The following is a 25,929-nucleotide window of genomic DNA, read 5'->3' on the forward strand; positions in this document are numbered from 1 at the left end:
AAATCTTGGGGATCAGGCCGTCTCGGCCTGTGCCTCGATCTCGGTCTCGAAGGCCCATTCGAGCCACAGCGTCAGCGCCTCGATGTCGGCGCTTTCCACGGTGGCACCGCACCAGATGCGCAGGCCCGCCGGGGCGTCGCGATAGGCACCGATGTCATAGGCGACATGGTAGGTCTCGAGCTTCTTGGCCACCGCCTTTGCAAAGGCCGCGCCATCCTTGATCCGGTCGTCGGTGAACTTCAGGCACACCGAGGTGTTGGACCGGGTGGCATCATCCTCGGCGAGGTTGGCGATCCAGTCGTGACGGTCGCAGAAGTCCCAGAGAACCTTTGCGTTGGTGTCCGCGCGCTCCTGCAGCCCCTTGAGGCCACCGACCTTGCGCGCCCACTCGAGCGCGACGAGGTAATCCTCGACCGCCAGCATCGACGGGGTGTTGATCGTCTCGCCGACGAAGATGCCCTCGATCAGCTTGCCGCCCTTGGTGAGGCGGAAGATCTTCGGCAGCGGCCAGGCGGGGGTGTAGTTTTCCAGCCGCTCGACGGCGCGGGGGCTCAGCACGAGGATACCGTGCGCCGCTTCACCGCCCATCACCTTCTGCCAGGAGAAGGTGGTGACGTCGAGCTTGTCCCAGGGCAGGTCCTGCGCGAAGGCGGCCGAGGTCGCGTCGCAGATGGTCAGCCCGTCGCGGTCGGCGGGGATCGCGTCGCCGTTGGGAACGCGCACGCCGGAGGTGGTGCCGTTCCAGGTGAAGACGACGTCATTGTCGAAGTTCACCGTGGCGAGGTCGACGATCTGGCCGTAGTCGGCGGTCTTCACTTCGGCGTCGATCTTGAGCTGTTTCACCACATCGGTGACCCAGCCCGCGCCGAAGGATTCCCAGGCCAGCATCTCGGCCTTGCGGGCGCCGAGCATCGACCACATCGCCATCTCGACCGCACCGGTATCCGAGGCGGGGACGATGCCGATCTTGTAGTCGGCGGGAATGTTCAGGATCTCGCGGGTGCCTTCGATGGCAGCCTTCAGCTTGTCCTTGCCGACCTTGGCGCGGTGCGAACGACCGAGCGGGGCATCGGACAGCATGTCCAGCGAGAAATGGGGGATCTTGGCACAGGGGCCGGAAGAAAAGCGCGGGTTTGCCGGCCGCGCGGACGGTTGGGGTCTAGCCATTTATCTCTAACCTTACAGATAGTCGCCCTTCGTTGGGGAAGGGTGTCCCGCTGCTGCGTCTATGGGAGCGCGCGGATTCGAGCAAGACGTGAAATGAACCCATTGCGTCGCTTTTTGGTGATTGCTTGCGCGGCGTGGAGCGGATCGGAAACTTTCGTGTCCGCGCAGCGATGAGTGCCCTCTGTTCTGGGGCTCGACTCCCACCAGCTGCGCAGCCTCCGCGCGCATATCTCTGACGAGAAGAACGCGCGTCTTTCCCCTCTGCGCCGGCTCGGCTAGGTGTGCAGCAGACCAAAGCGGGGAACGAGCGATGTTGTGGACCGAGCTTCTTTGCGCCGAACGGCTGCGCGATCCGAGCTATATCGAGGGGCGCAACCGGTCGATCTTCGTGCAGGACCATGACCGTATCGTCTTTTCGGCCCCCTTCCGGCGTCTGGCCAACAAGACCCAGGTTCACCCGCTCTACGAAAACGACCACATCCACCACCGGCTGATCCATTCGGTCGAGGTTGGCAGCGTCGGTCGATCGCTCGCGATGCACATCGGGCAGTGGCTGATCGAACAGGGCGAGATCGCCCCGCATGAGGATCACAGCCTTGCAAACGTGGTGCAGGCCGCCTGTGCGGCGCATGACATCGGGAATCCGCCCTTTGGCCATTCCGGCGAGGACTCGATCGGCACCTGGTTCGCCGAGCGCTTCGACGCGGGACGTGGGCTCTGCGGCGCGCTCGACCCCGCGCTCCGCCCGGAGTTCACCGCCTTCGAGGGCAACGCGCAGGGCTTCCGCATCGTCTCCCGGCTGGAGATGTACCGCAATGCCGGCGGCATGCGCCTGTCAAAGGCCGTGCTGGGCGCCTTCATGAAGTATCCGGCCACTGCCGCCACGCGCGCGGACCTGCCCGAGGCGGTGCGCAAGGGCTACGTGGGTCTGAAGAAATTCGGCGTCTTCGCTGGCGAGGAGCCGCTCTTTGCCGAGGTCGCGCAGAGCTGCGGCCTGCCAATGGAGCAAAGCGCCGCGGGCCGCTGGTGGCGGCGCCACCCGCTGGTCTTCGTCGTCGAGGCGGCGGATGACATCTGCTACAACATCGTCGATCTCGAAGACGCCTACACCTCGGGCGACCTGCCCTTCGACGTGGTACGCGACGCGCTCACCGAACTGGCCGGACGGCCCAATCGCGACACCACTGGCTACACCCGGGGCGAGGAGATCGCGCTGCTGCGCGCGCTGGCCATCGGCCGGGCTATCGAGGCCTGCGTCGCCGCTTTTCGCGCAAACTACGCGGCGATCATGGACGGCAGCTTTTCCGGCGCTCTGGTGGAGGTCTCGGAGTGTGGCACGAGCTTCGCGCAGATCGGCACGCTCGCGCAGGAAAGGATCTTCACCTCTGGGCGCAAGACCGAACTGGAAATCTCGGGCCGCCAGGTGATCCGCAATGTGCTGGACGGGGTGCTGCCTGTCTTCGAAGCGCTGGCTGCGGCGGGATGGGATGAGACCGCGCTCAAGGGCCACCCGGCGCAGATCGCCCGAGCGCTCTCTCTCGATCTGCGCGCCATCGAAGGACCCGAGGCTGCGTTGCACGGGCTGGCGGATTTCGTCTCCGGCATGACCGACCGCTACGCGCTGTCCATCTCGCGGATGCTCTCGGGAACGTGAAACGCGCCGCGACAGGCGGCGCGCTGACACAAGACAACTTGCACCGCGCGGAATAATCGGACCCAAAAGAAAGGCTTAAGCGCCCAAGCGACGCGCGGGGTCTTGATTTGTGACCACATCGGGCGCAGCTTTGAGAGATGAACAGCCTGACACCCTTTCCGGGACAGGGCAGCGATGTGGTTGCCTTTCACCGGACCGAGCTGAACGTGATCCTCTCGCTCTATGGCCGCATGGTAGCGGCCGGGGAATGGCGAGACTATGGCATCTCCTCGCTCAGGGACGTGGCGGTGTTTTCCGTCTTCCGGCGCACCGCCGAACATCCGCTCTACCGCATCGAGAAACGCCCCAAGCTGCGACAGCGGCAGGGCGAATACGCGGTGATCACCATGGAGGGGCAGGTCCTCAAGCGCGGGCACGATCTGAAAACCGTGCTGCGCGTGCTCGAGCGCAAGCTGATCCGCGCGGTGGAATGATCCGCGCGGTGTGACCGCGCGGACCGGATGCCTCAGCTGCCCTTGCCGACCATGGCGCAGAGCAGTTCGAACATGATCGTCACGCCAAGGAAAGCGGTGCCGCCCGAGGCGTCGAAGGGTGGCGAGACCTCGACGAGGTCCGCACCCACGATGTTCAAGCCCATCAGCTCGCGCACGACCTGCAGTGCCTGATAGGAGTTCGGCCCGCCGATCTCTGGCGTGCCGGTGCCGGGGGCGAAGGTCGGATCGACGAAATCGATGTCGTAGCTGACATAGGTGGGCAGGGTGCCGACGATCTCGCGCGCCTCGGCCATCACGTCGGGCACGCCGCGGGCGTGGAACTCCTCGATCGGGATGATGCGGATGCCCTCCGCCTTGGCGAAGTCGCGGTCCTCGTGGTCGTACATCGGGCCGCGGATGCCGATCTGCACGATGCGCTTGGGGTCGAGCAGCCCCTCTTCCACCGCGCGGCGGAACGGCGTGCCATGGGTGTACTTGAAGCCGCCGAAATAGCTGTCCCAGAGGTCGGTGTGGCTGTCGAAATGCACCATGCCGAGCGGCTTTGCCTTGCCGAGAGCGCGCAGGACAGGAAGCGAGCAGAGATGATCGCCGCCGCCGGTGAGCGGTCGGATGCCCCCGGCAACGATCTTATCGTAAAAGGCAGTGATGCGCGCCATGCTGTCCTGGACGTCGACAGGGTTCGGGCCGACGTCGCCGAGATCGGCGCAGGCCGCGGCCTCGAAGGGGCGGATGCCGAAATGCCCGTGCTCGGCGCGGATCATCGTCGAGGCGTCACGCAGCTGGCGCGGGCCGTGGCGCGGGCCGGGGCGGTTGGTGGTGCCGCTGTCCCAGGGCACGCCGACGAGGCCGATCTCGACCTCCTTGAAACGTGCGTGGTCCGGCTGCACCAGCGGCAGGCGCATGAAGGTGGGGATGCCCGCGTAGCGCGGCAGGTCCATGCCCGAGACGGGGTGGAAGAAGGGATCGCTGGTCATGTCAGGCTCCGGTCGGGGTCAGGCGGGCGTGGCGGGTGACTTCGCCGTCGCCCTGCGTCACGATGCGCGTCAGCGCGCTGGCGATGGGCTCATGGGCGACGGCCATGTGATAGGCGTTTGCGTGCAGCAGGGTCTGCGGATCGGCGACCCAGGCAACGTGCCCTTTCCAGAACAGCAGATCGCCGCGCTTCGGGGCGGTGCCGGGCGCGAGGGTCTCGCCAAGCGCCCGCTCCTGCAGGTCGCTGTCGCCGGGGCAGTCGATACCGCAGGCGTGCAGGCCGGCCTGCACCAGCCCCGAGCAATCGATGCCCATCGCCGAGTTGCCGCCCCAGAGGTACGGCGTGCCGAGCAGTCGTTCCGAGACGGCGACCGGGTCGGGCTCCGGGCGATCCAGCGGCAGCAGGTGACCGGCGGGGACGAACCCTGCGTCGGTCTCGAGGAAGCTGCCCGATTGGCCGGTGACGCAAAGCCGCGCGCCAAGGGTCAGGAAGGCACGGTCGGGCGTCTTGAGGTTGGCCTCGGCATAGGCGTGGGTGGCGCGGGTGGCGACGCGGTGCGTGGGCGCAGTGCGCGGGCCAAGCGCCTCCTCCGAGACGTAGCCCACGAAGCCATCGGCCTGCGCCTGCACGAAGGCCCAGCCCTCGTGGCGCTCGTAGACGGTGACGGCAGCCCCGTAGGTCAGCTGCCGGTCGCGCGCGCCGCCCGGGGACTTGAGCAGGTCGGCGACGGCGGCGCTGACCGACGCAGGCTCGCCTTCGCTGAAATACTGCGCCTCGACCTGCCCCTGCAGGCGTGCGGCGGCGACACGGCCGTTAGCGGGAGTCAGGCGGCGGTCCATCAGCATGCTGTCCTTCACAGGCCCAGCACCTGCGGCAGCGCACCGAGGATGGCGCGCGGCCCCTGCCCCAGCCCCCCCTTGGGCCGCGCCGGGGCGGGAGAGGGATTCCAGGCGTAGATGTCAAAATGCGCGTAAGGCGTGTCGGTCACGAAGCGGCGCAGGAAGAGCGCCGCGGTGATCGAGCCCGCCATGCCGCCCGCCGGGGCGTTGTCGAGATCGGCGATGCCGGGCTCGATCTTGTCCTCGTAGGGCTCCCAGAAGGGCAGGCGCCAGACCGGGTCAGCAGCCGGGCCGCTGGCCTTGGTGAGCGCGGCCGCAAAGCCTTCGTCATCGGTGTAGAAGGGCGCGAGATCGGGGCCGACCGCAACCCGGGCGGCGCCGGTGAGCGTCGCCATCGACAGGATGAAGTCGGGCTTTTCCTCGTCCGCCAGTGCCAGCGCGTCGGCCAGCACAAGCCGGCCCTCGGCATCGGTGTTGTTGATCTCGACCGTCAGCCCCTTGCGCGAGGTGAGGATGTCCTGCGGGCGGAAGGCATCCCCGCTGACCGAATTCTCCACCGCCGGGATCAGCACCCGCAGCTGCAACTGCAGCCCCAGAGCCATGATCATCCGGGCAAGACCCAGCACGTTGGCCGCGCCGCCCATGTCTTTCTTCATCAGCCCCATGGAGCTGCCGGGTTTGAGGTTAAGACCCCCGGTGTCGAAGCAGACGCCCTTGCCGACCAGCGTCAGCCTCGGGCCGGTCGTGCCCCAGCGCATGTCGATCAGCCGCGGTGCGCGCGGGCTGGCGCGGCCGACGGCGTGGATCATCGGGAAATTCTTCTCGAGCAGCGCCGCGCCGGTGGTCACCTCAATCTCGGCCTCGAACTCAGCGGCGAGGCTACGCGCCGCAGCCTCGAGCTGCTCCGGCCCCATGTCGGAGGCGGGGGTGTTCACCAGGTCGCGGGTCAGCGCCTCGGCGGCTGCGAGAACTTCGAGTTTTGCCGCATCGACCCGCTCGGGGGCGACGAGGCGCGGCATCTCGGGCGCCTCTCCGGCGTAGCGCGTGAAGCGATAGCCCGCGAGCAGCCAACCGAGCGCCTCTTCCTCGGCGGCAGCGGCCGGCAGGCCCGAGGCGATACGATAGGTCCCGCAGGCAAGCCGGGTGACGCCTGCGGCCAGCACAAAGCGGGTACGGCGGCGGCGCGCGGCGGTTCCGTAGCCGAGCAGCGCTGCCTCGGGAGCGCCGCTTTCGCCGGGAATCATCAGTGCATTGCCGATCTCGCCCGCGAAGCCACTGGCCTCCACCCAGGTGCGCACGCGTGCGGGCTGGTCTGCCAGCCAGCTCTCCAGCGCCTCGGCCTCGATCACATGCAACGGCAGGGCGCCGGCGTCGGCGGGTGCGAAAGTCAGGTTCATGAAGGTCCCCTTGGTCGGTTTGCGCCGAGCCTATCGGAGCCAGCGGCACCCGCAAGGGGGCGGGACGCCGGGACGTTCGGCGGTGACGCTTGCGTGAGGAGACAGCGGCCGATCTGGGGCTGGACAGCGCACGCCGGATGTCAGCCCCCCTGGTCCTCCATGTCCCAGATGGCGTAGAGCGAGCGCTCCCCCACCCGGCCGAGCCGCGCCACGGTGGCTGCAAGCGCCACGGCGTCGCCATCGCCAAGACAGGTCAGCACGTCCTCGGAAATCCGCGCGACCGACTGCATCCCGAGACATCTCGCGATGCCGCCAAGCTCGCGCGCATGGCGGGAGGCATCGCGCCAGCGGCCCTGCGCATGGACGCGATCAAGCTCACCAAGACGGTAGGCCAGCTCCTCCATCGCGCGGCAGAGCGCATTTTCCGCCTCGGAGGGGCCGAGCCGAGCGAAGATCTCCTCGAGCGGCTGCGGGTCGAGTCCGGCCTTCTCGAAGGGTGCGAGCACAGCGATCCGGGACACCGCCCTGGCGCCTGTCGGGCCGGACGTCAGCGATTTGGTCACCGCCCTCTCCTCATCTCTGCGCCCCCACGGCAGCGCTGTCATAGCGGACCCCGGTTCCCAAAAGGTTAGATGATGGCGTTTCTTCTCTCGAATTCCGCGACAATCCCGCGTATCCCGTCAAAGGCTTCAAGTTGCTTGGAGGATCGAGATGCACAACGCCAAACCGCTACCCGCCTACCTGGTGCAGAGGTTCCAGGGCTGGAAGGCAACCAGCTATGCAGAAAATTCCTCGTGGTACCGACGCCTCGCCTCCGAGGGCCAGCACCCGCGCGCCATGATCATCTCGTGCTGCGACAGCCGGGTGCATGTCACTTCGATTTTCGGGGCGGATACCGGCGAGTTCTTCATTCACCGCAACATCGCCAACCTCGTGCCGCCCTACAAGCCCGACGGGCAACAGCACGGCACCTCGGCGGCGGTCGAATACGCGGTCACCGCGCTCAAGGTCGCCCATGTCATCGTCATGGGCCACTCGAGCTGCGGCGGCGTGAAGGGCTGCCTCGACATGTGCTCGGGCAATGCGCCCCAGCTCGAGGAGAAGTCGAGCTTCGTGGGCCGCTGGATGGACATCCTGCGCCCCGGCTACGAGCGGGTGGTCGAGCGCAAGCCTGAGGACATGGCCCGCGCGCTCGAAAAGGAATCGGTGCTGGTCTCGCTCGAGAACCTGATGACCTTCCCCTTCGTGCGAGAGGCGGTCGAATCGCAGCACCTGACGATCCACGGCCTTTGGCACGACATCGGCAGCGGATCGCTGGAATGCTACGACCCGAAAGCCGGCGACTACGTCGTCGTCTGAGTGGCCCCGCGGCTCAGCCCTGAAGCCTTGCGCTCAGCCCGTCGCGGCTGAGCCGAAGCGCCGGGCGCCCGAGCCGCGCCGCCAGACCCCGCAGGGGCGCGCCGAGGCTGCGCCCCGTGCAAATCTCCGCCCCGCTGTCGAGCCGGTTGAGAATCATCCGCCCGGCGCGAAAGCCGAGACCGAATCCCTTCTCCCGCAACCGCATCACCAGATCGCCCCAACTGGAGGCGGCTTCGATCTGCGGCAGCACAACCATGCGAAGAAGCGCCGCGGTCTCGGAATCGAGATCGCCCGGCAATGTGTCGGGCGCGCGCGGTTTCTCAGGGTCGAAGGGGGGCAGGACTGGCGAAGAATCGCCGAAACGTGGCGCTGGCAAGGCGCCGGAACGATCAAAAATATCCATTGCTCAAATCTCGTCCATACTGAAAACACGTCGAGTGTACCACGGATCATCCCCCGACCGGATCACGATTGGCGACGGCATGTGACGAGGGGACTGTGACGGGCATCGTTCGGCGGATGGATCGGCGGCCGTCAGCCGAGCGTCAAAGAACCAGCGGGGCCCGCGACCACCCGACCACGCGCCCCGCCATTACTGGTACAACACACACTCCGAAACACTCGGAGACCCCCGCGTCCATGCCGGCACTCAAAACAACGCCGCCGGCGAAACTCAACGCGACACGAGGGTCGATGGGGGCTCGAAACTCCCCGCCCCCGGGGGATAACTCGCCTTGTTACGTGGCGACCTCAGGTCGCCGAGGCGGCACTCGTACAAATCCCTTGGTCCCTTCAGGCCGGCAGGCGGAAGCCGCGCAGCAGGCGCGCCATCAGGGTGGGAATAGGACGGCTCCGCCGGCTCAGCAGCGACATGTCGCGGGCAGCAACGGCAACGATGCGGCGGCCACGGGCGACGTCTGCGAGATCGATGGTCATGTCGGCACTCCTTTGACTGGCTGCGCCTTCTGGCGGGTGCGGCGGAAACCGTCGCTGTTGATGCACCTTTTCTACCAAGGGCTGCATTGCCCGCCCATCCTGACGGCGGAGTAGGTGCTGCTCCCAGTGGGCGAGGCCCACCTATCCCAATGGATGGGGTGTGATCCGAATTTCTGGGAAATGCTTATAAACATGACAAAAACCCGCCCCCTTTCGGGGACGGGCGTTAACGATTTGTTAGTGATTTGAGAGAGCCTCAGCCCTTCTTGAGCACTTTTTGCCCAAGCACCTCTGCAATCTGAACGGCATTGAGTGCCGCGCCCTTGCGCAGGTTGTCCGAAACGCACCAGAGGTTCAGGCCGTTCTCGATCGTGCTGTCCTGGCGGATCCGGCTGATGAAGGTGGCGAAATCTCCAACGCATTCCTTCGGCGTGATGTAGCCTCCGTCTTCGCGCTTATCGATCACCATGATGCCCGGCGCCTCGCGCAGGATGTCGCGCGCCTCGTCCTCGTCGAGGAAGTCCTCGAACTCGATGTTGATCGCTTCCGAGTGACCGACGAAGACCGGCACGCGCACGCAGGTCGCGGTCAGCTTGATGGACGGGTCGATGATCTTCTTGGTCTCGGCGACCATCTTCCACTCTTCCTTGGTCGAGCCGTCTTCCATGAAGACGTCGATGTGCGGAATGACGTTGAAGGCGATTTCCTTGGGGTATTTCTTCGGCGGCACCTCGGAGACCGGGTTGTAGACCGACTTGGTCTGCTCCCAAAGCTCGTCCATGCCTTCCTTGCCCGAGCCCGAGACCGACTGGTAGGTCGACACGACGACGCGCTTGATCTTGGCGCGGTCGTGCAGCGGCTTCAGCGCCACGACCATCTGCGCGGTCGAGCAGTTCGGGTTCGCGATGATGTTCTTTTTCGAATAGCCGTGCACCGCGTCGGCGTTCACTTCCGGCACGATCAGCGGAACGTCCGGGTCGTAGCGGTAAAGCGAGCTGTTGTCGATCACCACGCAGCCCGACGCCGCGGCCTTGGGGGCGAACTCCTTGGTCGGACCCGAGCCCACGGCAAAGAGTGCAATGTCCCAGCCGGTGAAGTCGAAGGTGGCAAGATCCTGGGTCTTGAGTGTCTTGTCGCCGAAGCTCACCTCGGTTCCCAGAGATTTTCGCGATGCAAGCACGGCGATCTCATCGACCGGGAACTCGCGCTCGGCGAGGATGTTCAGCATTTCACGGCCCACGTTCCCCGTGGCGCCGGCAACAACGACCTTGTAGCCCATGGTTCTGGCTCTCCTTCCTGGTTGCTGCGCGCGAGTGGATCCCGCGATGCAGGCTGGCGCGCGTCATATCGCATGCCACCTATATCGGGAAGGGCTGTTTTCCACTGCGCCGCGGCGACCGGCGGGCCCATGCTGCGAAATAACCACGCTTCCGGCAAACTTTGCCACAAAACCCCGGAATGCCGGGGGTTTTCCTTCTCCGCCGCCGATTTTCGTGGCATTGAAATCGCATTCTAGGGAAGAAATCCGCTCTTCCGCGCGCAAGCAGCATCTCCGCCCTTGTCCAATGTTTAGGCAGGTGCGTAGATCATGAACGTATTTGAAGACTATTTGGGCAGAAGCAACAATGCGGCGAACGACTAAGAGGCAGCAGAATTCCCAAAGCCCCTCCGGTGCCGCCAAGACGCGATCACGCCCCAGCAAGACAAGGCTGCGCTTTTACCGTTCTGCCATCTCGCTGTCTCGCCCCCAGAAACAAGTCATCTTCCTAAGCCTCGATATCTTCATGGTCGCCGCGGCGCTCGGTCTTGCGCTGATGCTGCACGCGATGGTGCGCGCCGGCCTGCCAAGCGCCGCGCAGCTGACCCCGCTGGTCATCCTGATCATGCTGGCGGGCGGCGCGATCTCCTGGCACCTGCAATTGCCGCGGATCAAGCTCAACGCCTTCGAGACCCGCGCGATCACCCGCACCGCGCTCTTCTCGGTGCTGACCGCGGTGGCGGCGCTGGTCATCGACGCGCTGCTCTCGCCGGGGCTCGCGATTCCGGTCTATTTCAACTTCGGCATCCTGCTCATGGTGCTCAGCGCCTTCTGGCGGATCGCGCTGCGCCACGTCACCATCGTCGCCTACCGCCGCACCAAGCCGCGGATGCGCGTGCTGATCTACGGCGCCGGCAAGACCGGCCAGCAGCTGGTCGCGGCGCTGCGCCAGGACGAAGCCATCGAGCCGGTTTGCTTCGTCGACGACAATCCGACGTTGCAATCGCTGGTGGTCTCGGGGCTGCGCGTGCATGCGCCCTCGACGGTCAAACACCTGATCGAGACCCGCAACATAGACCGCGTGGTGCTCGCCATGCCCTCGATCCGCCCGCCCGAGCTGGCGCGGATCGCCCACCGGCTTCGCGCCATCGGCTGCGAGGTCCACGCCCTGCCCTCCTTCGCCGAGTTGGTCGGCGAGGGCGAGTTGCGCAAACGCGTCTCGCCGGTGTCGCTCGATGACCTGCTTGGTCGCGGCCGGCTCGAGAGCGAGCTGCCGGGCGTCAGCCACGCCTACTCCGGGCGCCGCATTCTGATCACCGGTGCCGGCGGCTCCATCGGCTCCGAGCTCTGCCGTCAGCTGCTCGGTTGCAAGCCCGAGTGCATCGTCGCGCTCGATCACTCCGAACTGGCGCTCTACAACATCGACAAGGAGCTGCGCGACCTCTCTGGCCACGGGCTCAAGATCACCCCCGTGCTCGGCTCGGTGCTTGACGAGACGCTCGTCGCCCGCGTGCTCGAGCAATACCGCATCGACGTGGTGCTGCACGCCGCCGCCTACAAGCACCTGCCCCTGGTCGAGAACAACGTCATCGCCGGCATGCGCAACAACGTGCTGGGCACCAAGGTCATCGCCGAGGCCGCCCGCGAGGCCGGGGTCGAGCGCTTCATCCTCGTCTCCTCTGACAAGGCCGTGCGCCCGACCAACGTCATGGGCGCCTCGAAGCGCCTCGCCGAACTGCTGGTGCAGGATCTCGCCACCCGCAGCAGCGACACCCGCTTCTCGATGGTCCGCTTCGGCAACGTGCTGGGCTCTTCCGGTTCGGTGATCCCGCTCTTCGAGGAGCAGATCGCCCGTGGCGGCCCGGTCACCCTCACCGACACCCGGGTCACCCGCTACTTCATGACCATTTCGGAAGCGGCACGCTTGGTGTTGCTGGCCGGATCCTTTTCGCGCGGCGGCGACGTCTTCGTGCTCGACATGGGCGAGCCGGTGCCGATCCACAAGCTGGCCCGCCAGATGATCGAGGGCGCCGGCTACACGGTGCGCGACGACAAGACCCCCGACGGCGATATCGAGATCAAGGTAACCGGCCTGCGCCCGGGCGAGAAGCTGCATGAAGAGCTGCTGATCTCGACCGACATGCTGACCACGCCGCACCACAAGATCCTGCGCGCGCAGGAGAGCTACCTGTCGGAATTCGAGATCGCCACTGCCATGAAGGATCTCCGCCAGGCCATCGGCGAGCGCGACGAGGCATTCGCCCGTGAAATCATCGCGCGCTGGGTCGAGCGCAGCGAGGAGGTGCCGGCCAAGGCGGAAGAGAAACAATCTCTCTGACCGCAGCCCCGGCAGCGTTTGCGACGGGACGCACGAAACGGCAGACATCGAAAAGGGGCGCGGATCACGCGCCCCTTCTTCGTGTCTTCTGGAGGCTCGCGCCCTAACGGCCGGGGATGTCGCTGCGCGCCGGGGCCGGGTCCCATTCCTCGATGAGATGCGCCGCTTCTTCCGCGCTTTCGACGAAACGGAAGAGATCGAGATCCTCGGGGCTGATCGTTCCCGCCTCCTGCAGCGCCTCCCAGTTGATGATCGTCTCCCAGAACTCGCGGCCGAAGAGCAGGAAGGGCACCCGCTCCATGCGTCCGGTCTGGATCAGAGTCAGCGCTTCGAACATCTCGTCGAGCGTTCCGAAGCCGCCCGGGAAGACGCAGATGGCGCGCGCGCGCATCAGGAAGTGCATCTTGCGGATCGCGAAGTAGTGGAAGTTGAAACACAGGTTCGGCGTCACATATGCGTTTGGCGCCTGTTCGTGCGGCAGCACGATGTTGAGCCCGATGGAAACGCCCCCCACCTCTTCGGCGCCGCGGTTCCCCGCCTCCATCACGCCCGGCCCGCCGCCGGTGGTGATGACGAATTCCCGGTTGCCGGTGGCCAGCGACTTGCGAGTCATCACCTGCGCGAAGAGCCGCGCTTCCTCGTAGAAGCGCGACAGGTCCGCCAAGGTCTGCGTCCGCGCGCCGTCCTTGTGTTCCGGCGCGGGAATCCGCGCCCCGCCGAACAGCACGATGGTGCTTTCGATCTGCCGCTCGTCGAGCTCGAGCTGCGGCTTCAGCAACTCGAGCTGCAGCCGGACCGGGCGCAACTCCTCGCGGCACAGGAAGGCCTCGTCGGCAAAGGCGAGTCGGTAGGACGGGGCGCGCGTCTGCGGCGTGTCCGGGATCTGCTCGGCAGTGCGGCGGTCACGTCCCGCGTCGCGGAAAATGGAATGGCGTTCGTCGTTCATGTCGGCCGTCCTTGTTCTGCTCAGACTCTGAATATAGCGTGCGCAGCGCCAAGAGCATCAGGGGAAAACGGAAAATGGACTGGAAAGCCGAGATCGCCGCCGCCGCAGACCGCAGCAGCGCCCATGTGCAGCGCACCCCGGTGATGCGCAGCGCGGTACTGTGGGATCAGCCGATCGACCTCAAGCTCGAGCAGATGCAGCACACCGGCAGCTTCAAGGCGCGCGGCGCCTTCAACACGCTGCTCAGCCTGCCGGTGCCGGGCGCCGGGGTGGTGGCGGCCTCCGGTGGCAACCACGGGGCCGCAGTTGCCTACGCCGCCACGCAACTCGGCCACCGCGCACAGATCTTCGTGCCCGAGATGGCAGGCCCTGCCAAGATTGCCCTGATCGAGCGCACCGGCGCGGCGCTCACCGTGGTGCCCGGTGAGTACGCCAATGCACTGGAGCAGGCCCGCGCCTATGAGGCCGAGACCGGCGCGATGCAGGTACACGCCTATGACGCCGTCCCCACCCTTGCCGGGCAGGGCACCGTCATGCGCGAGTGGGAACAGCAGGGGCTTGCGGCCGACACGGTGCTGATCGCCGTGGGTGGCGGTGGGTTGATCGGCGGCGCGCTGGCCTGGCTGCAGGGTGCGCGCCGGGTCATTGCCGTCGAGCCGGAACAGGCCCGCACGCTGGATGCCGCGCTGCAGGCCGGCGCGCCGGTCGATGTCGAGGTTTCCGGTGTCGCCGCCAATGCCCTCGGCGCCCGGCGCATCGGCAGCCTCTGCTTCGAGCTGGCGCAAAGGCACCTCACCCGTCGCGTCACCGTCACCGACGAGGCCATCACCGAGGCGCAGCGCGCGCTCTGGCAGGCTCACCGCCTGTTGGTCGAGCCGGCCGGGGCCACCGCCCTTGCCGCGCTCCGCTCGGGCGCCTACCGCCCCGAACCGGGCGAGCGCGTCGCCGTGCTGCTCTGCGGCGGCAATATAGCGCCCGACCCGCTCGGCTGAGCCCGCGCGCGTCTTCGGGATATAAGTCTCCGGGGGGGCGGCGGCAGAGCAGAGGCAGAGCCCCCCCTCTTCCTCCGCCCTGCCGCGCCGGTCAGCGGATCAAGAGAATCGCCCGCTGCGCTCCAGAACCTCGATCTGGTAGCCATCGGGATCGGCGATAAAGAAGAACCGGCCCACCACCTCGCCCGCGGGGGCAAACTCCACCAGCTTCCGCGGCGCAAGGCCCGCCGCAGTCAGCCGCGCATGCTCGGCCTCGAGGTCCGCGACCGAGACCGCGAGATGCCCATAGCCATCGCCGATCTCGTAGGGCTCGGTCCGCCCCTTGTTCACCGTCAACTCGAGCTCGAAATCGCTCTCGGGGGTACGGAGGTAGATCAACGTGAAGTCCGGGAAATCCAGACGGTCCGCCACCTTCAACCCGAAAGCGGTGTCGTAGAAGGCCAGCGAGCGCGCCTCGTCGAGCACGCGGATCATGCTGTGGATTGGTTTTGCCATCGGTCTCTCCTGTCTTGGCCTGCCCTGCAGGCGCCGCACCTCGACGGCTCGCCCATGGGGAGCATAGGGGGCTGCCCACGGTTCGGATTGTCGCGGCGGCACCCTGCCGCTATAGGGCAGTAAACCCGCACGAGAGGAGACGCAAATGTCCAACGCCCAGCTCGAGACCGCCATCGAAGCCGCCTGGGAGGCGCGCGACACGATCACCCCCGCAACCACCGGCGAAACCCGCGACGCCATCGAGGACACGCTCAACGCCCTCGACAGCGGCACGCTGCGCGTGGCGGAGAAACAGGCGGACGGCAGCTGGCACGTCAACCAGTGGGCCAAGAAGGCGGTGCTGCTCGGCTTCCGCATCAAGGACATGGAGCAGCACGACGGCGGCCCGCAGGGCTCTGGCTGGTGGGACAAGGTCGACAGCAAGTTCAAGGGCTGGGGCGACAACCAGTGGAAGGCCGCGGGCTTCCGCGCCGTGCCCAACGCCGTTGTGCGCAAGTCGGCCTATATCGCGCCGGGCGTGGTGCTGATGCCGTCGTTCGTCAACCTCGGCGCCTATGTCGACAGCGGCACCATGGTGGACACCTGGGCGACCGTCGGTTCCTGCGCGCAGATCGGCAAGGGCGTGCACCTCTCGGGCGGCGTCGGCATCGGCGGCGTGCTCGAGCCCATGCAGGCCGGCCCGACCATCATCGAGGACAACTGCTTCATCGGCGCGCGTTCGGAAGTTGTCGAGGGCGTGATCGTCCGCGAGGGCTCGGTGCTCGGCATGGGCGTCTTCCTCGGCCAGTCGACCAAGATCGTCGACCGCGAGACCGGCGAAGTCATGTACGGCGAAGTGCCGCCCTACTCGGTGGTCGTCGCGGGCTCGATGCCCTCGAAGAACGGCGTCAGCCTCTACTGCGCGGTCATCGTCAAGCGCGTCGACGAAAAGACCCGCTCGAAGACCGGCATCAACGAGCTGCTGCGCGACTGAGCGTGCGGGCCCCGGCCCGGCAGACCATTCGGAACGGGGCGCCGCGCGGCGCCCCTTTTCTTTGCGTCCCCCCACACATCGAACGCCGCCGGGCCCCGGCGCGCCCGATCTCGGAACCATTCTCCGCCCAAGGCGTTCTCCCTGCGTCACTTTTCCAAATGAGGGATACGCACCATGGGTCTCGGAATTCTTGCGTCCATTATCGTCGGCGGGCTTGCAGGCTGGATTGCCTCTATGATCATGAAGGCCGACACCGGCATTCTCACCAATGTCATCCTCGGAATCATCGGCGCGGTCGTGCTGAACCTGATCCTGTCGCTGGTCGGCATTTACGCCGCCAACACCTGGATCCCGCAGCTCTTCGTCGGCATCATCGGCGCCTGCCTGCTGATCTGGGGCTACCGCAAGCTGCGCTGACCTCTTGATCGCCTCCCTCTCCCTGCCCTGGCTGCTGGCCATCTTCGCGGTGGCCGGCGCCATCGTCCTGGCGGTGTCGGTGCGCGCGACCTCGCTTGCCGACCTCATCGCTGATCGCACCCGCATGGGAGAGGCACTGGCGGGCGGTGTTTTGCTCGGCGGTGCCACCTCTCTTTCGGGGGTCGTCGTATCTGTGACCGGCGCGGCGAGCGGGGACGCCAGCTTTGCCGTCTCCAACGCGGTGGGCGGCATCGCCGCGCAGACGTTGTTCCTTGCCATAGCCGACCTGCTGCACCGCCGTGCCAATCTGGAGCACGCCGCCGCCGAACCGGCGAACCTGTTCCAGGCAGTCATGCTCATGCTGCTGCTTTCGCTACCCTTGGCCGCGATGGCCGGGCCGGAAATCACCCTGCTCGGCATCCACCCGATCTCACCGCTCATGCTCATTGCCTACATCGCGGGCGTGAAACTCTCGGCCTCGGTACGCGAGCAACCCATGTGGCAGCCGGTGGAGACTTCCGACACCCGCCACGACGAACCCGACGACGAGAACGACCCCCAAGCCCCGGTGATGAGGCCGGCGTTGATCTTCGCGGCGCTGGTGGCGATCATGGGGCTCTGCGGATGGGTGATCTCACAGGTCGGCAGCACGTTCATCACTCGCTTCGGCCTCGGCTCCAGCCTCGTCGGCGCGCTGATCACCGCCACTGTCACCTCGCTGCCAGAGTTGATCACCACGCTGGTCGCCGTGCGCCGCGGCGCATTGCAGCTTGCCGTGGGCGGGATCATCGGCGGCAATACTTTCGACACGCTGTTCCTTGTCTTCTCCGACGTCGCCTACCGCGAAGGCTCGCTGTTCCACCACATGACCCAGACAGATGTGTACTGGCTGGCGACGGGCCTCATCATGACCGCCATCCTGCTCGGCGGGCTGATCCTCCGCCAGCGCGAGGGTCCGGCCCGGATCGGCATCGAGAGCGTGTTGATGATGGCGGTCTACGCCTGTGCCGTGGCGGTCGCCGTGATCGCCCCCTGACGCGGCTTGCTTGACATGTCCGTGCCGCTTGCGCATTGCGGACGGCAACCATCGCGGAGCGAGAGAACATGGGCAAGAAACCGTCGAAACAGCAGGTCTACACGCTTCTGGTCGAGGTCGGCCGCAAGGATGGCGACGGTCTGCCCAAGGGCGCGACCGGCGCCGGGCTGCTCTGCTACGCCTCCGGCGTGGACGAGGCAGAGGCAGTGCGCGAGACCGTGGCGATCCTCAAGCAGGCGGACATGAACCCGCTCGACGTGACCGGCTACGGCACCGAGGAAGAGCGCGTCGCGCAGGGCATGGAGATCGACGACGCGGAACGCGAGCTGATGGGCCGCGCCCTCGAGGAGAACTCGGTGATCGTCGCCCAGGTCACCCCGTTCTACGACGATGACGAGGACGACGACGAAGAGTGATCCCGCTCAGCCGGGGATGATCTCGAATTTCGTGACATCCACCATGCCGCGGTCGGTGATCTTCAGCGCGGGGATCACCGGCAGCGCAAGGAAGGCGAGCTGCAGGAAGGGCTCCTCGAGCGTCACCCCCAGACCGCGCGCCGCGGCGCGCAGCTCGACCAGCCGGTCGCGCACCTCCTCGAAGGGCAAGAGGCTCATCAGCCCCGCCACCGGCAGCGCCAACTCGGCGATGATTTTCCCCTCCGCCGCCACCACGAAGCCCCCCTCGATCTCCGCCAGACGGTTCGAGGCCAGCGCCATGTCGGCGTAGTCCGCCCCGACACAGGCGATGTTGTGGTGGTCGTGGCACACGGTCGAGGCGATCGCCCCCTTCTGAAGCCCGAAGCCGCGCACGAAACCCGTGGCGATATTGCCGTTCTTGCCGTGCCGCTCGACCACCGCGATGCGGATCAGATCCCGCGCCACGTCGGGCGCCTTGTCACCGTTCTCGATCTCGACGGTCTCGTGCAGGTGATCGGTGAGGATCTGCCCCTCGCGGATGCCGATCACATCGGTCTCCTCGCGATTGGCCGTGGCGCGGAAGCTCTGCGCATCAAGCTTCGGCGCATGCACCGACCCGCGCCCAACCTCGGGGATCGTCTCGCGCGCGGCAAAGGCCGCGTCATCCACCACCACGCCGCCCGCCAGCACGAGCTGCGCGTGGCACCCTTCAAGGCTGTCGATCGCCACGATGTCCGCCCGCTTGCCCGGCGCGATCATGCCGCGGTCCTTGAGGCCAAACGCCTCGGCCGCCGACAGCGACGCCGCGCGATAGGCGGCCAGCGGCGGCGTGCCCAACGCGATCAACGTGCGGATCATGTAATCGAGATGCCCATGCTCGCCGATGTCCAGCGGGTTCCGGTCGTCGGTGCAGAGGCACATGTAGGGCGAGGTGCGCTCGCTGAGCAGCGGCTGCAGCGCGTGCAGGTCCTTGCTGACGGACCCTTCGCGGATCAGCACACGCATTCCCTTGCGCAACTTCTCCAGCGCCTCCTCTGCGCTGGTCGCCTCGTGCTCGGTACGGATGCCCGCCGCGACATATGCATTGAGATCGCGGCCCGACAGCAGCGGACAATGCCCGTCGATATGCGCGCCCTCGAAAAGCTTGAGCTTCTTCATCGCCTCGGGATCGCGGAAGATCACTCCGGGGTAGTTCATGAACTCCGCCAGTCCGATCCCCGAGGCATGGCCCATCAGCGCGGCGATGTCCTCGGCCAGCAACTCCGCGCCGGCGGTTTCCATGTGGGTCGACGGCACGCAGGAAGAAAGCTGCACCCGAATGTCCATGAGCGTATGCGCCGAGGCCTGCTGGAAATACCGGATGCCCTCGGCGCCGATCACATTGGCGATCTCATGCGGGTCACAGATCGCCGTGGTCACCCCGCGCGGCGTCACGCAGCGGTCGAACTCGAACGGGGTGACCAGAGAGCTCTCGATGTGCAAATGCGTATCGATGAACCCGGGCACGAGGATCGCGCCCCCGACGTCGATCTCCTCACGCCCCGCATAACTTTCGTAAACTCCGACGATCGTGTCGCCGCAGATCGCCACATCGCCCGCGATCAGCTCGCCGGTGACCAGATCGAAAATCCGCCCCCCCTTGAGCACCAGATCCGCCGCCTCGTCCCCGCGCCCCTGCGCGATCTTCGTCTCGAGTTCCGCCATGCCTGTCTCCGTCCGCCGCTCTTCGTTGTGTCTTGCTGTCGTGTTTTGCGAAGCCTGCCACAGCCCGCGCCAGAAAGGCGAGAGGCCTTGCGCCCGGAGCCGTTGCAAAGCATTGGCGAAAGGGGCTTACTTGCGCGCACAAAAAACCAACAGGGGACAAGATCATGACCATCTCCCGCCTCGCGCTTCTCACCGCGCTCGCCACGGCCGGCGCCGCCCATGCGGATTGCGACAGCGTCACCTTCTCGGACGTCGGCTGGACCGACATCACCGCCACCACTGCCGCCACCACCGTGGTGCTGCAGGCGCTTGGCTATGACACCGACATCAAGGTGCTTTCGGTGCCGGTCACCTATACCTCGATGGACCGCGGCGACGTGGATGTCTTCCTCGGCAACTGGATGCCCACCATGGAAGGCGATATCGCCCCCTATCGCGAGAAGGGCTCGGTCGACACGGTTCGAGCCAACCTCGAAGGCGCAAAGTACACGCTGGCCACCAACGCCGCCGGGGCTGCGCTCGGCATCGCCGATTTCGCCGACATCGCCGCCCATGCCGACGAGCTCGACGAGACCATCTACGGCATCGAACCGGGCAACGACGGCAACCGGCTGATCCTCGACATGATCGAGGCCGATGCCTTCGGCCTCAAGGCGTTCGACGTCAAGGAAAGCTCCGAGCAGGGCATGCTGGCGCAGGTCGACCGCGCCACCAAGCGCGATGAGCCGATCGTCTTCCTGGGCTGGGAGCCGCACCCGATGAACGCCAATTTCGACCTCACCTACCTGTCGGGCGGGGACGACTGGTTCGGCCCGGATTTCGGCGGTGCCACGGTCTACACGAACACCCGCGCCGGCTACGTTGAAGAGTGCCCCAACGTCGGCAAGCTGCTGGAGAATCTCGAATTCTCGCTGCAGATGGAAAACGAGATCATGGGCGCGATCCTCAACGACGGCACCGATCCCGACAAGGCCGCCGCCGCTTGGCTCAAGGCCAACGCGGGCGTGCTCGACGGCTGGCTCGAGGGCGTCACCACGCTTGAGGGGGGCGATGCCAAGGCCGCCGTGACCGCGGCCCTGAACTGACGCCGACCTCCGGCGCCCCGCCGTGATCAGGCGGGGCGCCGCGAAGCCAATCAATTTCGCGACATATTTCCGCTCGCGCCTTCGCGCCGTTCAGCAAGTGTTCACCCCTCCGGGTCCACAAGGTCCAAGCTTGCACTTCTTGGACGGACCCTTGCCAATGAGCCTGCGACTGATACTTCTGGGCGCGCTCGGCCCCCTTCTGGCGCTGGTGCTCTATTTCTCCGGGCAGGAGTTGCTGCGCCTGAACCGCAATGCCCAAGCGCTCGAGCGGGTCGCACGCATCGCGACCGAGGCCGAGGTGTTCGCGGATCTCGTGCACGCGCTGCAGAAGGAACGCGGCTATTCGGCCGGCTTCACCTCGTCCCGCGGCAAGAATTTCGCCGCCGATCTCGCGGCGCAGCGCCAGGCTACCGACGCCCTGCTCGCCAAGTTCTTCGATGCGGTCCCCGCGGCCGAAACCGCCGCCCCCATGACCATGGCCACCCTCCGCGAGCAGACCGACGCCCTGCCCGATCTTCGCGCAAAGATCGACCGCTTTGCCCTGAGCGTGCCTGAACTGGCCGGGACCTACACCGGGCTGGTGGATCTGCTGCTCGCCGCGGGACGGCAGATGCGCGACTTCGCACGCTCCCCGGCGACGCGCGCCCTCATGGAGGCGCGCGAGGAAATCGGCCTTGCCAAGGAAAGCGCCGGGCTGGCCCGCGCCATGGGCGCAACCGGGCTCGGAACCGATGTCTTCCCGCCGCAGGTGCACCGCCGCTTCATGGAACTCACCGCGCGCGAAAACGCCTCCCTCGCGCGCGCGGCGCTTGTACTGCAGCGGCCAGCCCTGCTCGACGAGCTGCGCGCCACCCCTGCCGCGCAGGCCTTGGCGCCGATGGTCGAAACGATCTCGGCGCTGCCCTACGGGGGCGCGCGCGGCACGCTGACCGCCCCTGCCTGGTTCGCCGCCTCGACGGCCTGGATCGATGCGCTCCGCGAAGTCGAGACCGGCCTCAGCACGCAAACCTCGGCGCTGGCGCTCGCCACCGCGCAAGAGGCGCGCAGGGCCCTGATGATCACAGGCGCGCTGACGCTCCTGGTCGCCCTCGCCACGGCCGGAACCGGGGTGCTGATCGCCGAGTTCGTCACGCGGCGGCTCGGGCGGCTCACCTCGGTGATGATGGATTTCGTCGAGGGCCGGTTCGAGGCCTGGGTGCCCTACATCGACAGCCGCGGCGAGATCGGGCACATGGCGCAGTCGATCTACCGCTTCAAGCAACTCTCGCGCGCCGCGATCGAAAAGCGCGCCGAGGACGAGGCCCAGCTCAATGCCCGCCACCAGCAGGTCGTCGATCTCGTCACCGAGGGTCTGAACGCGCTGGCCCGCGCCGATCTGACCCTGCGCTTTGACGAGCCTCTGGCCGAGGAATACGACGCGATCCGCAACGACTTCAACACCGCCACCGCCCGTCTGCGCGAGGTGATGCGCGCCGTCTCCGGCACCGTCGGAGAGATCGAGGAACGCTCGCGCGGGTTGCGTGGCTCGGCCGCCGATCTCTCCGAACGCACCACCGCCCAGGTCGAGACCATCAGCAGCACCGCTGAGACGGTCTCGGGGCTGACCAGCACCCTGGCCGAGACCAATGGCGCGCTGAAGGACGTGAAGGACCTCGCCGATGAGGCCAAGGGCCGCGCCGACCGCTCGGGCGAGGTGGTGCGCAATGCGGTGGCCGCCATGGATCGTATCGCCGAGAGCTCCGGGCGTATCGCGCAGATCACCGCGGTGATCGAGGACATTTCCTTCCAGACAAATCTCCTAGCGCTCAACGCCGGGGTCGAGGCCGCACGCGCAGGCGAGTCGGGCCGGGGCTTCGCGGTGGTCGCCATGGAGGTGCAAGGGCTCGCCAGCCGCTCCGCCGATGCCGCGCTCGAGATCAAGGGCCTGATCGAGGAAAGCGCCCGGGAGGTCAGCGGCGGCGTCAACCTCGTGGGAGAGACCGGCGAGGCGCTGCAGGCCATTCTCGAACAGATCCTCCGGGTCGACGAGGTCCTCTCGAATATCAGCGCCGCCGCCGAGGCGCAGAACCGCGAGCTTCAGGGGGTGAACAACGCCATGACCCGGCTGCGCGACCTTACCTCCCAGAACATCGAGGTCGCCGATGCCAGCCGGGACGCCTCCACCGAGCTCGCTGAGGGGGCGCAGAGGCTTTCAGCACTGGTAAGCGAATTCGACCTGCGCGCCCCGCAGGACGCCCATCCACCGCAAAGCCGCGCGGCCTGACGGATCGGCGGTGCGCGCGAAACCCCTCGCGCAGGCCATCCCTGCCGGGTGAACGGCGCGCGCGCATCGTCGCCTGGCGGGGGGCGCCTTAGCGGATCAGCGCCTTGATGGCGGCCGCATGCGACGGGTCGGCCGACAACATGTCCTCGGCCAGCGCGCGCGCCGTGACCAGCAGATCCTCTGGCGCCACGATGCGGTCGATCAACCCCCAATCCCGCGCCTCTTCCACCGGCACCTTCTGCCCCGCCATCAGGATCATCTTGGTCCGCGCCGGGCCGACCAGCGATGCGAGCCGCGCCGGGTCCGACGGCTGCGGCAGAAAGCCCAGCGCCATCACCGGGTAGAAAACCTTGGCTCCTGGCACCGCGATACGCAGATCGCAGGCCAGCGCCATGCCCATCGCTCCGCCGGCCACCGTGCCGTTGAGCGCGCAAATGCTCAGCCCCGGCAGTGCCGCGAGGGCGCCGGAAAGACGCTCCCAGAGCGGCGAGGTCGCGAGCCCCGCCCGCGCCACCTCGAGGTCCGCACCGGCCGAGAACACGCGCCCGGTGCCGGTGATCACCAGCACCTGCGCTTCGCGCGCCGCCTCGGCGATCTCGCACAGGCGCTCGAGCATCTCCGGGGTGAGCGAATTGGCCTTCTCGGGACGGTCGATCACCGCCAGCCAGTAACCGCCCTCCCGCGCGAGCGAGATCATGCGACGCCGATCGCGCGGCGCACCGCCTCATCGCGCAGCGAGATCTCGCTGCCGAGGTAGTCGTCGGTCTCGGACCCGCACATCCAAAGCAGCGCCTTTGCCACCCACTCGGGCGGAATGTGGTCTTCCCAGTCCAGCTCGCTGACCGGGTTCACCCCCGAGGCCTTGATCGTGCGCTGCATCTGCGTGGCCACCGTGCCGGGCGAGAGCGAGATCGCGCGGATGCCGCGATCTCGGTACTCGGCATCGGCCATGCGGGTCAGCATCAGCGCCCCCGCCTTCGAGGCGCAATAGGCCGACCAGCCTTCGAGCGGGTGATGTGCAGCGCCGGAGCCGATGGTCAGCACCGTGCCGCTCCCCGCCGCCAGCATCAGCGGCAACGCGGCGTGCATTCCGTGGTAAACGCCCTTGAGATTCACGTCGACGGCCTGCCCCCAGGCGCCGGGGTCGGCGCCGGCCAGCGGCGCGATCGGCTCGATCACCCCGGCATTGTTCACCAGCACGTCGATCCGCCCGAAGGCCGAGACGCAGGCCTGCACCGCCTGGTCGACCTCCCAGTAGCGCGAGATGTCGCAGGGGATCGCAATCGCCTTCGGCCCGATCTCGCCAGCCAGCTCGGCCACCGCCTCGCGGCCGCGCGCCACCAGCGCGACATTTGCCCCGGCTTCGGCAAAAAGACGCGCCGCCGCTGCGCCAATGCCCCGGCTCGCGCCGGTGATCAGCGCGGTTTTCCCCGTCAGGTCCATGGTTTGCCCCATCGCTAGCAGAATCCCCCTCTTGGTAAACACTGGCTTACCCACGGTCCAGCCTCTTGACCCCAACGCGGGGGAAGGCGAACTCTAGGCCATTGTTTACGGCCTACGTCTGAAAGGATTGGATATGCGGTTTCTCACTGGGGATCTCGGGGCAAGATTGGGGGTCGGCGCAACAGCGCTGACCCTGGCGCTGCCCGCCCATGCCGATGTCACTCCCGCCGAGGTCTGGGACGACCTGTCGGAGCTGCTCGAAGGCGTCGGCTACGAGGTCTCGGTCACCGAAAGCGAGAGCGGCGGCAACCTGATGTTGGGCGATCTGACCTTGCGCATGGCGATCCCCGAGAGCGAGGGCCAGGCGGCCGGCGATGTCACAGTTGGGCTTGCCGACCTCACTCTGGAGGATCTCGGCGACGGCACCGTCGGGCTGCGCTTTCCGAGCCCCATGCCGATCGAGGTGCGCGTCTCCGAAGAGGGCACCGAGCCGGTCGAGATGACGCTCGAGCTGGCGCAGCAGGCGCTCAGCCTCGTCGCCTCGGGCGATCCCGACGCCCTGAACTACACCTACAGCGCCGAGGCCACCAAGCTCGAGCTGATCCGCCTTCTGGCCGAGGGCAAGGAGCTTTCCCGCGACGTATTCAGTGCCAGTCTCGCCACCGGCCCGCTCTCCGGCAGCTCCCAGGTCGCCACGGCAGACGGCAAGCGCCGCTACAGTCACAGCTACCAGGCGGATGAGCTGCGCTACGACCTCTCGGGCAGCGATCCCGAGCAGCCAGGCAGCACCGGACAGGTCTCGGGTCGGGTGACCGGCCTGACCAGCCGCGGCGAATCGGTGATCCCCGAAGCTGCGCCCGGCAGCGATGCCGTCGCGATCATGGGCGCCGGTTTCGAGGGCAGCGGCACAATCACCTTCGACAGCGGCCAGACCACCTTTGCCCTGACCGACGGCGGCGAGACGATGACCGGCAGCAGCAGCTCTCAGGGCGGCTCGCTCGAAGGCGCGATCGACAGCACCCGGATGAGCTATGCCTTCGGCCTCAAGGCGCTCAGCTACGAGGCCGAGGGCGGCGATCTGCCCTTCCCGATCAGTGCCGCGATCGATCAACTCAGCCTGAACCTATCGATGCCGCTGGCGAAATCCGACACACCGCAGGACATGGCCCTCGGGGTGACCCTCGGCGGGCTGACCCTGTCGGATGCGATCTGGGGCATCTTCGATCCCGGCGCCACGCTGCCGCGCGATCCGGCCACGCTGGCCTTCGACCTCACCGGCAAGGTGACACCGTTGGTCTCGCTCTTTGACCCCGCCGGGCTGACAAAGCTCGAGGAGGAAGAGACCCCGCCGGCGGAGCTCAACGCGCTCACGCTGAACAGCCTGACGGTCTCGGCTGCGGGAGCGGAAATCACCGGACAGGGCGATTTCGCCTTCAACCAGGAGGACACCCAGAGCTTCGGCGGCATGCCTGCGCCCGAAGGCGAAGTGACCTTCAACATCAGCGGCGCCAACGGGCTGATCGACAAGCTGATCGCCATGGGGCTGCTGAGCCAGCAGGACGCCATGGGCGCACGGATGATGCTGGGCATGTTCACCGTGCCGGGCTCCGAGCCGGACACCCAGACTTCGACCATCGAGGTGAACGAGCAGGGTCAGATCCTCGCCAACGGCCAGCGGATCAAGTAACGCCCCTAGAAAAGCAGCGGGCGGACCGATGCATCCGCCCGCTGTTTCTTATGCTCC

The 25,929-nt window shown here is 66.9% G+C and carries 25 protein-coding genes; 12 read left to right on the forward strand and 13 right to left on the reverse strand.

Translation table 11 applies throughout. From position 1 onward, the window contains the following. Nucleotides 1–12 precede the first annotated feature (12 nt). Nucleotides 13–1,167: a phosphoserine transaminase gene (locus G0D83_RS26830; RefSeq protein WP_164197594.1), complete on the reverse strand. Its 1,155-nt coding sequence runs from the start codon at nucleotides 1,165–1,167 to the stop codon at nucleotides 13–15. A 310-nt stretch (nucleotides 1,168–1,477) separates the two neighbouring features. Between G0D83_RS26830 and dgt the strand changes: the two genes are divergently transcribed. Together dgt and G0D83_RS26840 are read left to right on the forward strand one after the other, a co-directional pair. Beyond that, entirely contained in the window at nucleotides 1,478–2,821 is a 1,344-nt protein-coding gene (dgt, locus tag G0D83_RS26835) for a dGTP triphosphohydrolase (protein ID WP_164197595.1), read from the forward strand. A gap of 137 nt (nucleotides 2,822–2,958) precedes the next feature. After that, nucleotides 2,959–3,294, forward strand: a complete 336-nt coding sequence (locus G0D83_RS26840) for a DUF2794 domain-containing protein (RefSeq protein WP_095883024.1) — start codon at nucleotides 2,959–2,961, stop codon at nucleotides 3,292–3,294. A gap of 32 nt (nucleotides 3,295–3,326) precedes the next feature. On the opposite strand, the gene speB is transcribed toward G0D83_RS26840, so the two are convergent. The 4 genes from speB to G0D83_RS26860 all read right to left on the reverse strand — a co-directional run bounded on the left by speB (nucleotide 3,327) and on the right by G0D83_RS26860 (nucleotide 7,087). Next, nucleotides 3,327–4,289 (reverse strand): agmatinase, encoded by a 963-nt coding sequence (gene speB / locus G0D83_RS26845; RefSeq protein ID WP_164197596.1) that lies wholly within the window; start codon nucleotides 4,287–4,289, stop codon nucleotides 3,327–3,329. Between the two features lies 1 nt (nucleotide 4,290). Then, nucleotides 4,291–5,130 (reverse strand): C40 family peptidase, encoded by an 840-nt coding sequence (locus G0D83_RS26850; RefSeq protein WP_164197726.1) that lies wholly within the window; start codon nucleotides 5,128–5,130, stop codon nucleotides 4,291–4,293. A gap of 11 nt (nucleotides 5,131–5,141) precedes the next feature. After that, nucleotides 5,142–6,524 (reverse strand): M17 family metallopeptidase, encoded by a 1,383-nt coding sequence (locus G0D83_RS26855; RefSeq protein ID WP_164197597.1) that lies wholly within the window; start codon nucleotides 6,522–6,524, stop codon nucleotides 5,142–5,144. 140 nt (nucleotides 6,525–6,664) lie between these two features. After that, nucleotides 6,665–7,087 (reverse strand): hypothetical protein, encoded by a 423-nt coding sequence (locus tag G0D83_RS26860; protein ID WP_370457327.1) that lies wholly within the window; start codon nucleotides 7,085–7,087, stop codon nucleotides 6,665–6,667. 148 nt (nucleotides 7,088–7,235) lie between these two features. On the opposite strand from G0D83_RS26860, the gene G0D83_RS26865 reads away from it, so the two are divergent. Next, on the forward strand, nucleotides 7,236–7,883 hold the full coding sequence (locus G0D83_RS26865) for a carbonic anhydrase (protein WP_164197598.1): 648 nt from the start codon (nucleotides 7,236–7,238) through the stop codon (nucleotides 7,881–7,883). Between the two features lie 13 nt (nucleotides 7,884–7,896). Here G0D83_RS26865 and G0D83_RS26870 read toward each other — a convergent pair whose 3' ends face one another. The 3 genes from G0D83_RS26870 to G0D83_RS26880 all read right to left on the reverse strand — a co-directional run bounded on the left by G0D83_RS26870 (nucleotide 7,897) and on the right by G0D83_RS26880 (nucleotide 10,098). Further along, complete coding sequence (locus G0D83_RS26870) at nucleotides 7,897–8,286, reverse strand: hypothetical protein (protein WP_235958203.1); 390 nt, start codon at nucleotides 8,284–8,286, stop codon at nucleotides 7,897–7,899. Nucleotides 8,287–8,675: 389 nt separating this feature from the next. Then, a complete protein-coding gene (locus tag G0D83_RS26875) occupies nucleotides 8,676–8,819 on the reverse strand; it encodes a hypothetical protein (protein ID WP_159099528.1) in 144 nt (47 codons plus the stop codon). A 256-nt stretch (nucleotides 8,820–9,075) separates the two neighbouring features. Continuing rightward, on the reverse strand, nucleotides 9,076–10,098 hold the full coding sequence (locus tag G0D83_RS26880; RefSeq protein WP_164197599.1) for an aspartate-semialdehyde dehydrogenase: 1,023 nt from the start codon (nucleotides 10,096–10,098) through the stop codon (nucleotides 9,076–9,078). Between the two features lie 505 nt (nucleotides 10,099–10,603). Between G0D83_RS26880 and G0D83_RS26885 the strand changes: the two genes are divergently transcribed. Next, the gene (locus tag G0D83_RS26885; protein WP_235940308.1) at nucleotides 10,604–12,415 is read left to right on the forward strand and encodes a nucleoside-diphosphate sugar epimerase/dehydratase; all 1,812 of its coding nucleotides are present in this window, start codon (nucleotides 10,604–10,606) and stop codon (nucleotides 12,413–12,415) included. Between the two features lie 103 nt (nucleotides 12,416–12,518). Here the strand turns inward: G0D83_RS26885 and G0D83_RS26890 are convergent, their stop codons facing one another. Further along, nucleotides 12,519–13,361 carry an LOG family protein gene (locus G0D83_RS26890; RefSeq protein ID WP_164197601.1) on the reverse strand — a complete coding sequence of 281 codons (843 nt, stop codon included), beginning with the start codon at nucleotides 13,359–13,361 and terminating at the stop codon, nucleotides 12,519–12,521. Nucleotides 13,362–13,435: 74 nt separating this feature from the next. Here G0D83_RS26890 and G0D83_RS26895 point away from each other — a divergent pair, with 74 nt between their 5' ends. After that, nucleotides 13,436–14,353 carry a threonine/serine dehydratase gene (locus tag G0D83_RS26895; protein ID WP_164197602.1) on the forward strand — a complete coding sequence of 306 codons (918 nt, stop codon included), beginning with the start codon at nucleotides 13,436–13,438 and terminating at the stop codon, nucleotides 14,351–14,353. Nucleotides 14,354–14,452: 99 nt separating this feature from the next. Here the strand turns inward: G0D83_RS26895 and G0D83_RS26900 are convergent, their stop codons facing one another. Then, nucleotides 14,453–14,848 (reverse strand): VOC family protein, encoded by a 396-nt coding sequence (locus G0D83_RS26900; protein ID WP_108964414.1) that lies wholly within the window; start codon nucleotides 14,846–14,848, stop codon nucleotides 14,453–14,455. Between the two features lie 145 nt (nucleotides 14,849–14,993). Between G0D83_RS26900 and dapD the strand changes: the two genes are divergently transcribed. The 4 genes from dapD to G0D83_RS26920 all read left to right on the forward strand — a co-directional run bounded on the left by dapD (nucleotide 14,994) and on the right by G0D83_RS26920 (nucleotide 17,690). Then, the gene (dapD, locus tag G0D83_RS26905) at nucleotides 14,994–15,821 is read left to right on the forward strand and encodes a 2,3,4,5-tetrahydropyridine-2,6-dicarboxylate N-succinyltransferase (protein WP_164197603.1); all 828 of its coding nucleotides are present in this window, start codon (nucleotides 14,994–14,996) and stop codon (nucleotides 15,819–15,821) included. Nucleotides 15,822–15,995: 174 nt separating this feature from the next. Then, nucleotides 15,996–16,238 carry a GlsB/YeaQ/YmgE family stress response membrane protein gene (locus G0D83_RS26910; protein ID WP_108964412.1) on the forward strand — a complete coding sequence of 81 codons (243 nt, stop codon included), beginning with the start codon at nucleotides 15,996–15,998 and terminating at the stop codon, nucleotides 16,236–16,238. Nucleotides 16,239–16,242: 4 nt separating this feature from the next. Further along, entirely contained in the window at nucleotides 16,243–17,274 is a 1,032-nt protein-coding gene (locus G0D83_RS26915; protein ID WP_164197604.1) for a sodium:calcium antiporter, read from the forward strand. A 68-nt stretch (nucleotides 17,275–17,342) separates the two neighbouring features. After that, entirely contained in the window at nucleotides 17,343–17,690 is a 348-nt protein-coding gene (locus G0D83_RS26920) for a hypothetical protein (protein ID WP_164197605.1), read from the forward strand. 6 nt (nucleotides 17,691–17,696) lie between these two features. Here the strand turns inward: G0D83_RS26920 and ade are convergent, their stop codons facing one another. After that, nucleotides 17,697–19,394: an adenine deaminase gene (gene ade / locus G0D83_RS26925; protein WP_164197606.1), complete on the reverse strand. Its 1,698-nt coding sequence runs from the start codon at nucleotides 19,392–19,394 to the stop codon at nucleotides 17,697–17,699. A gap of 164 nt (nucleotides 19,395–19,558) precedes the next feature. Between ade and choX the strand changes: the two genes are divergently transcribed. Next, a complete protein-coding gene (gene choX, locus G0D83_RS26930) occupies nucleotides 19,559–20,479 on the forward strand; it encodes a choline ABC transporter substrate-binding protein (RefSeq protein ID WP_164197607.1) in 921 nt (306 codons plus the stop codon). Between the two features lie 157 nt (nucleotides 20,480–20,636). After that, on the forward strand, nucleotides 20,637–22,742 hold the full coding sequence (locus tag G0D83_RS26935; protein ID WP_164197608.1) for a methyl-accepting chemotaxis protein: 2,106 nt from the start codon (nucleotides 20,637–20,639) through the stop codon (nucleotides 22,740–22,742). An 88-nt stretch (nucleotides 22,743–22,830) separates the two neighbouring features. On the opposite strand, the gene G0D83_RS26940 is transcribed toward G0D83_RS26935, so the two are convergent. Both G0D83_RS26940 and G0D83_RS26945 read right to left on the reverse strand, forming a co-directional pair. After that, entirely contained in the window at nucleotides 22,831–23,439 is a 609-nt protein-coding gene (locus G0D83_RS26940) for an enoyl-CoA hydratase/isomerase family protein (RefSeq protein ID WP_164197609.1), read from the reverse strand. Then, nucleotides 23,436–24,185: an SDR family oxidoreductase gene (locus G0D83_RS26945; RefSeq protein ID WP_164197610.1), complete on the reverse strand. Its 750-nt coding sequence runs from the start codon at nucleotides 24,183–24,185 to the stop codon at nucleotides 23,436–23,438. Before G0D83_RS26945 ends, G0D83_RS26940 begins: the two co-directional genes overlap by 4 nt. Nucleotides 24,186–24,318: 133 nt before the next feature. Here G0D83_RS26945 and G0D83_RS26950 point away from each other — a divergent pair, with 133 nt between their 5' ends. Continuing rightward, nucleotides 24,319–25,872 carry a DUF2125 domain-containing protein gene (locus G0D83_RS26950; protein WP_164197611.1) on the forward strand — a complete coding sequence of 518 codons (1,554 nt, stop codon included), beginning with the start codon at nucleotides 24,319–24,321 and terminating at the stop codon, nucleotides 25,870–25,872. Nucleotides 25,873–25,929: the final 57 nt, after the last annotated feature.

Origin of the sequence: Salipiger sp. PrR003 (assembly GCF_010500785.1) — a bacterium.
Classification (GTDB): Bacteria; Pseudomonadota; Alphaproteobacteria; order Rhodobacterales; family Rhodobacteraceae; genus Salipiger; species Salipiger pacificus_A.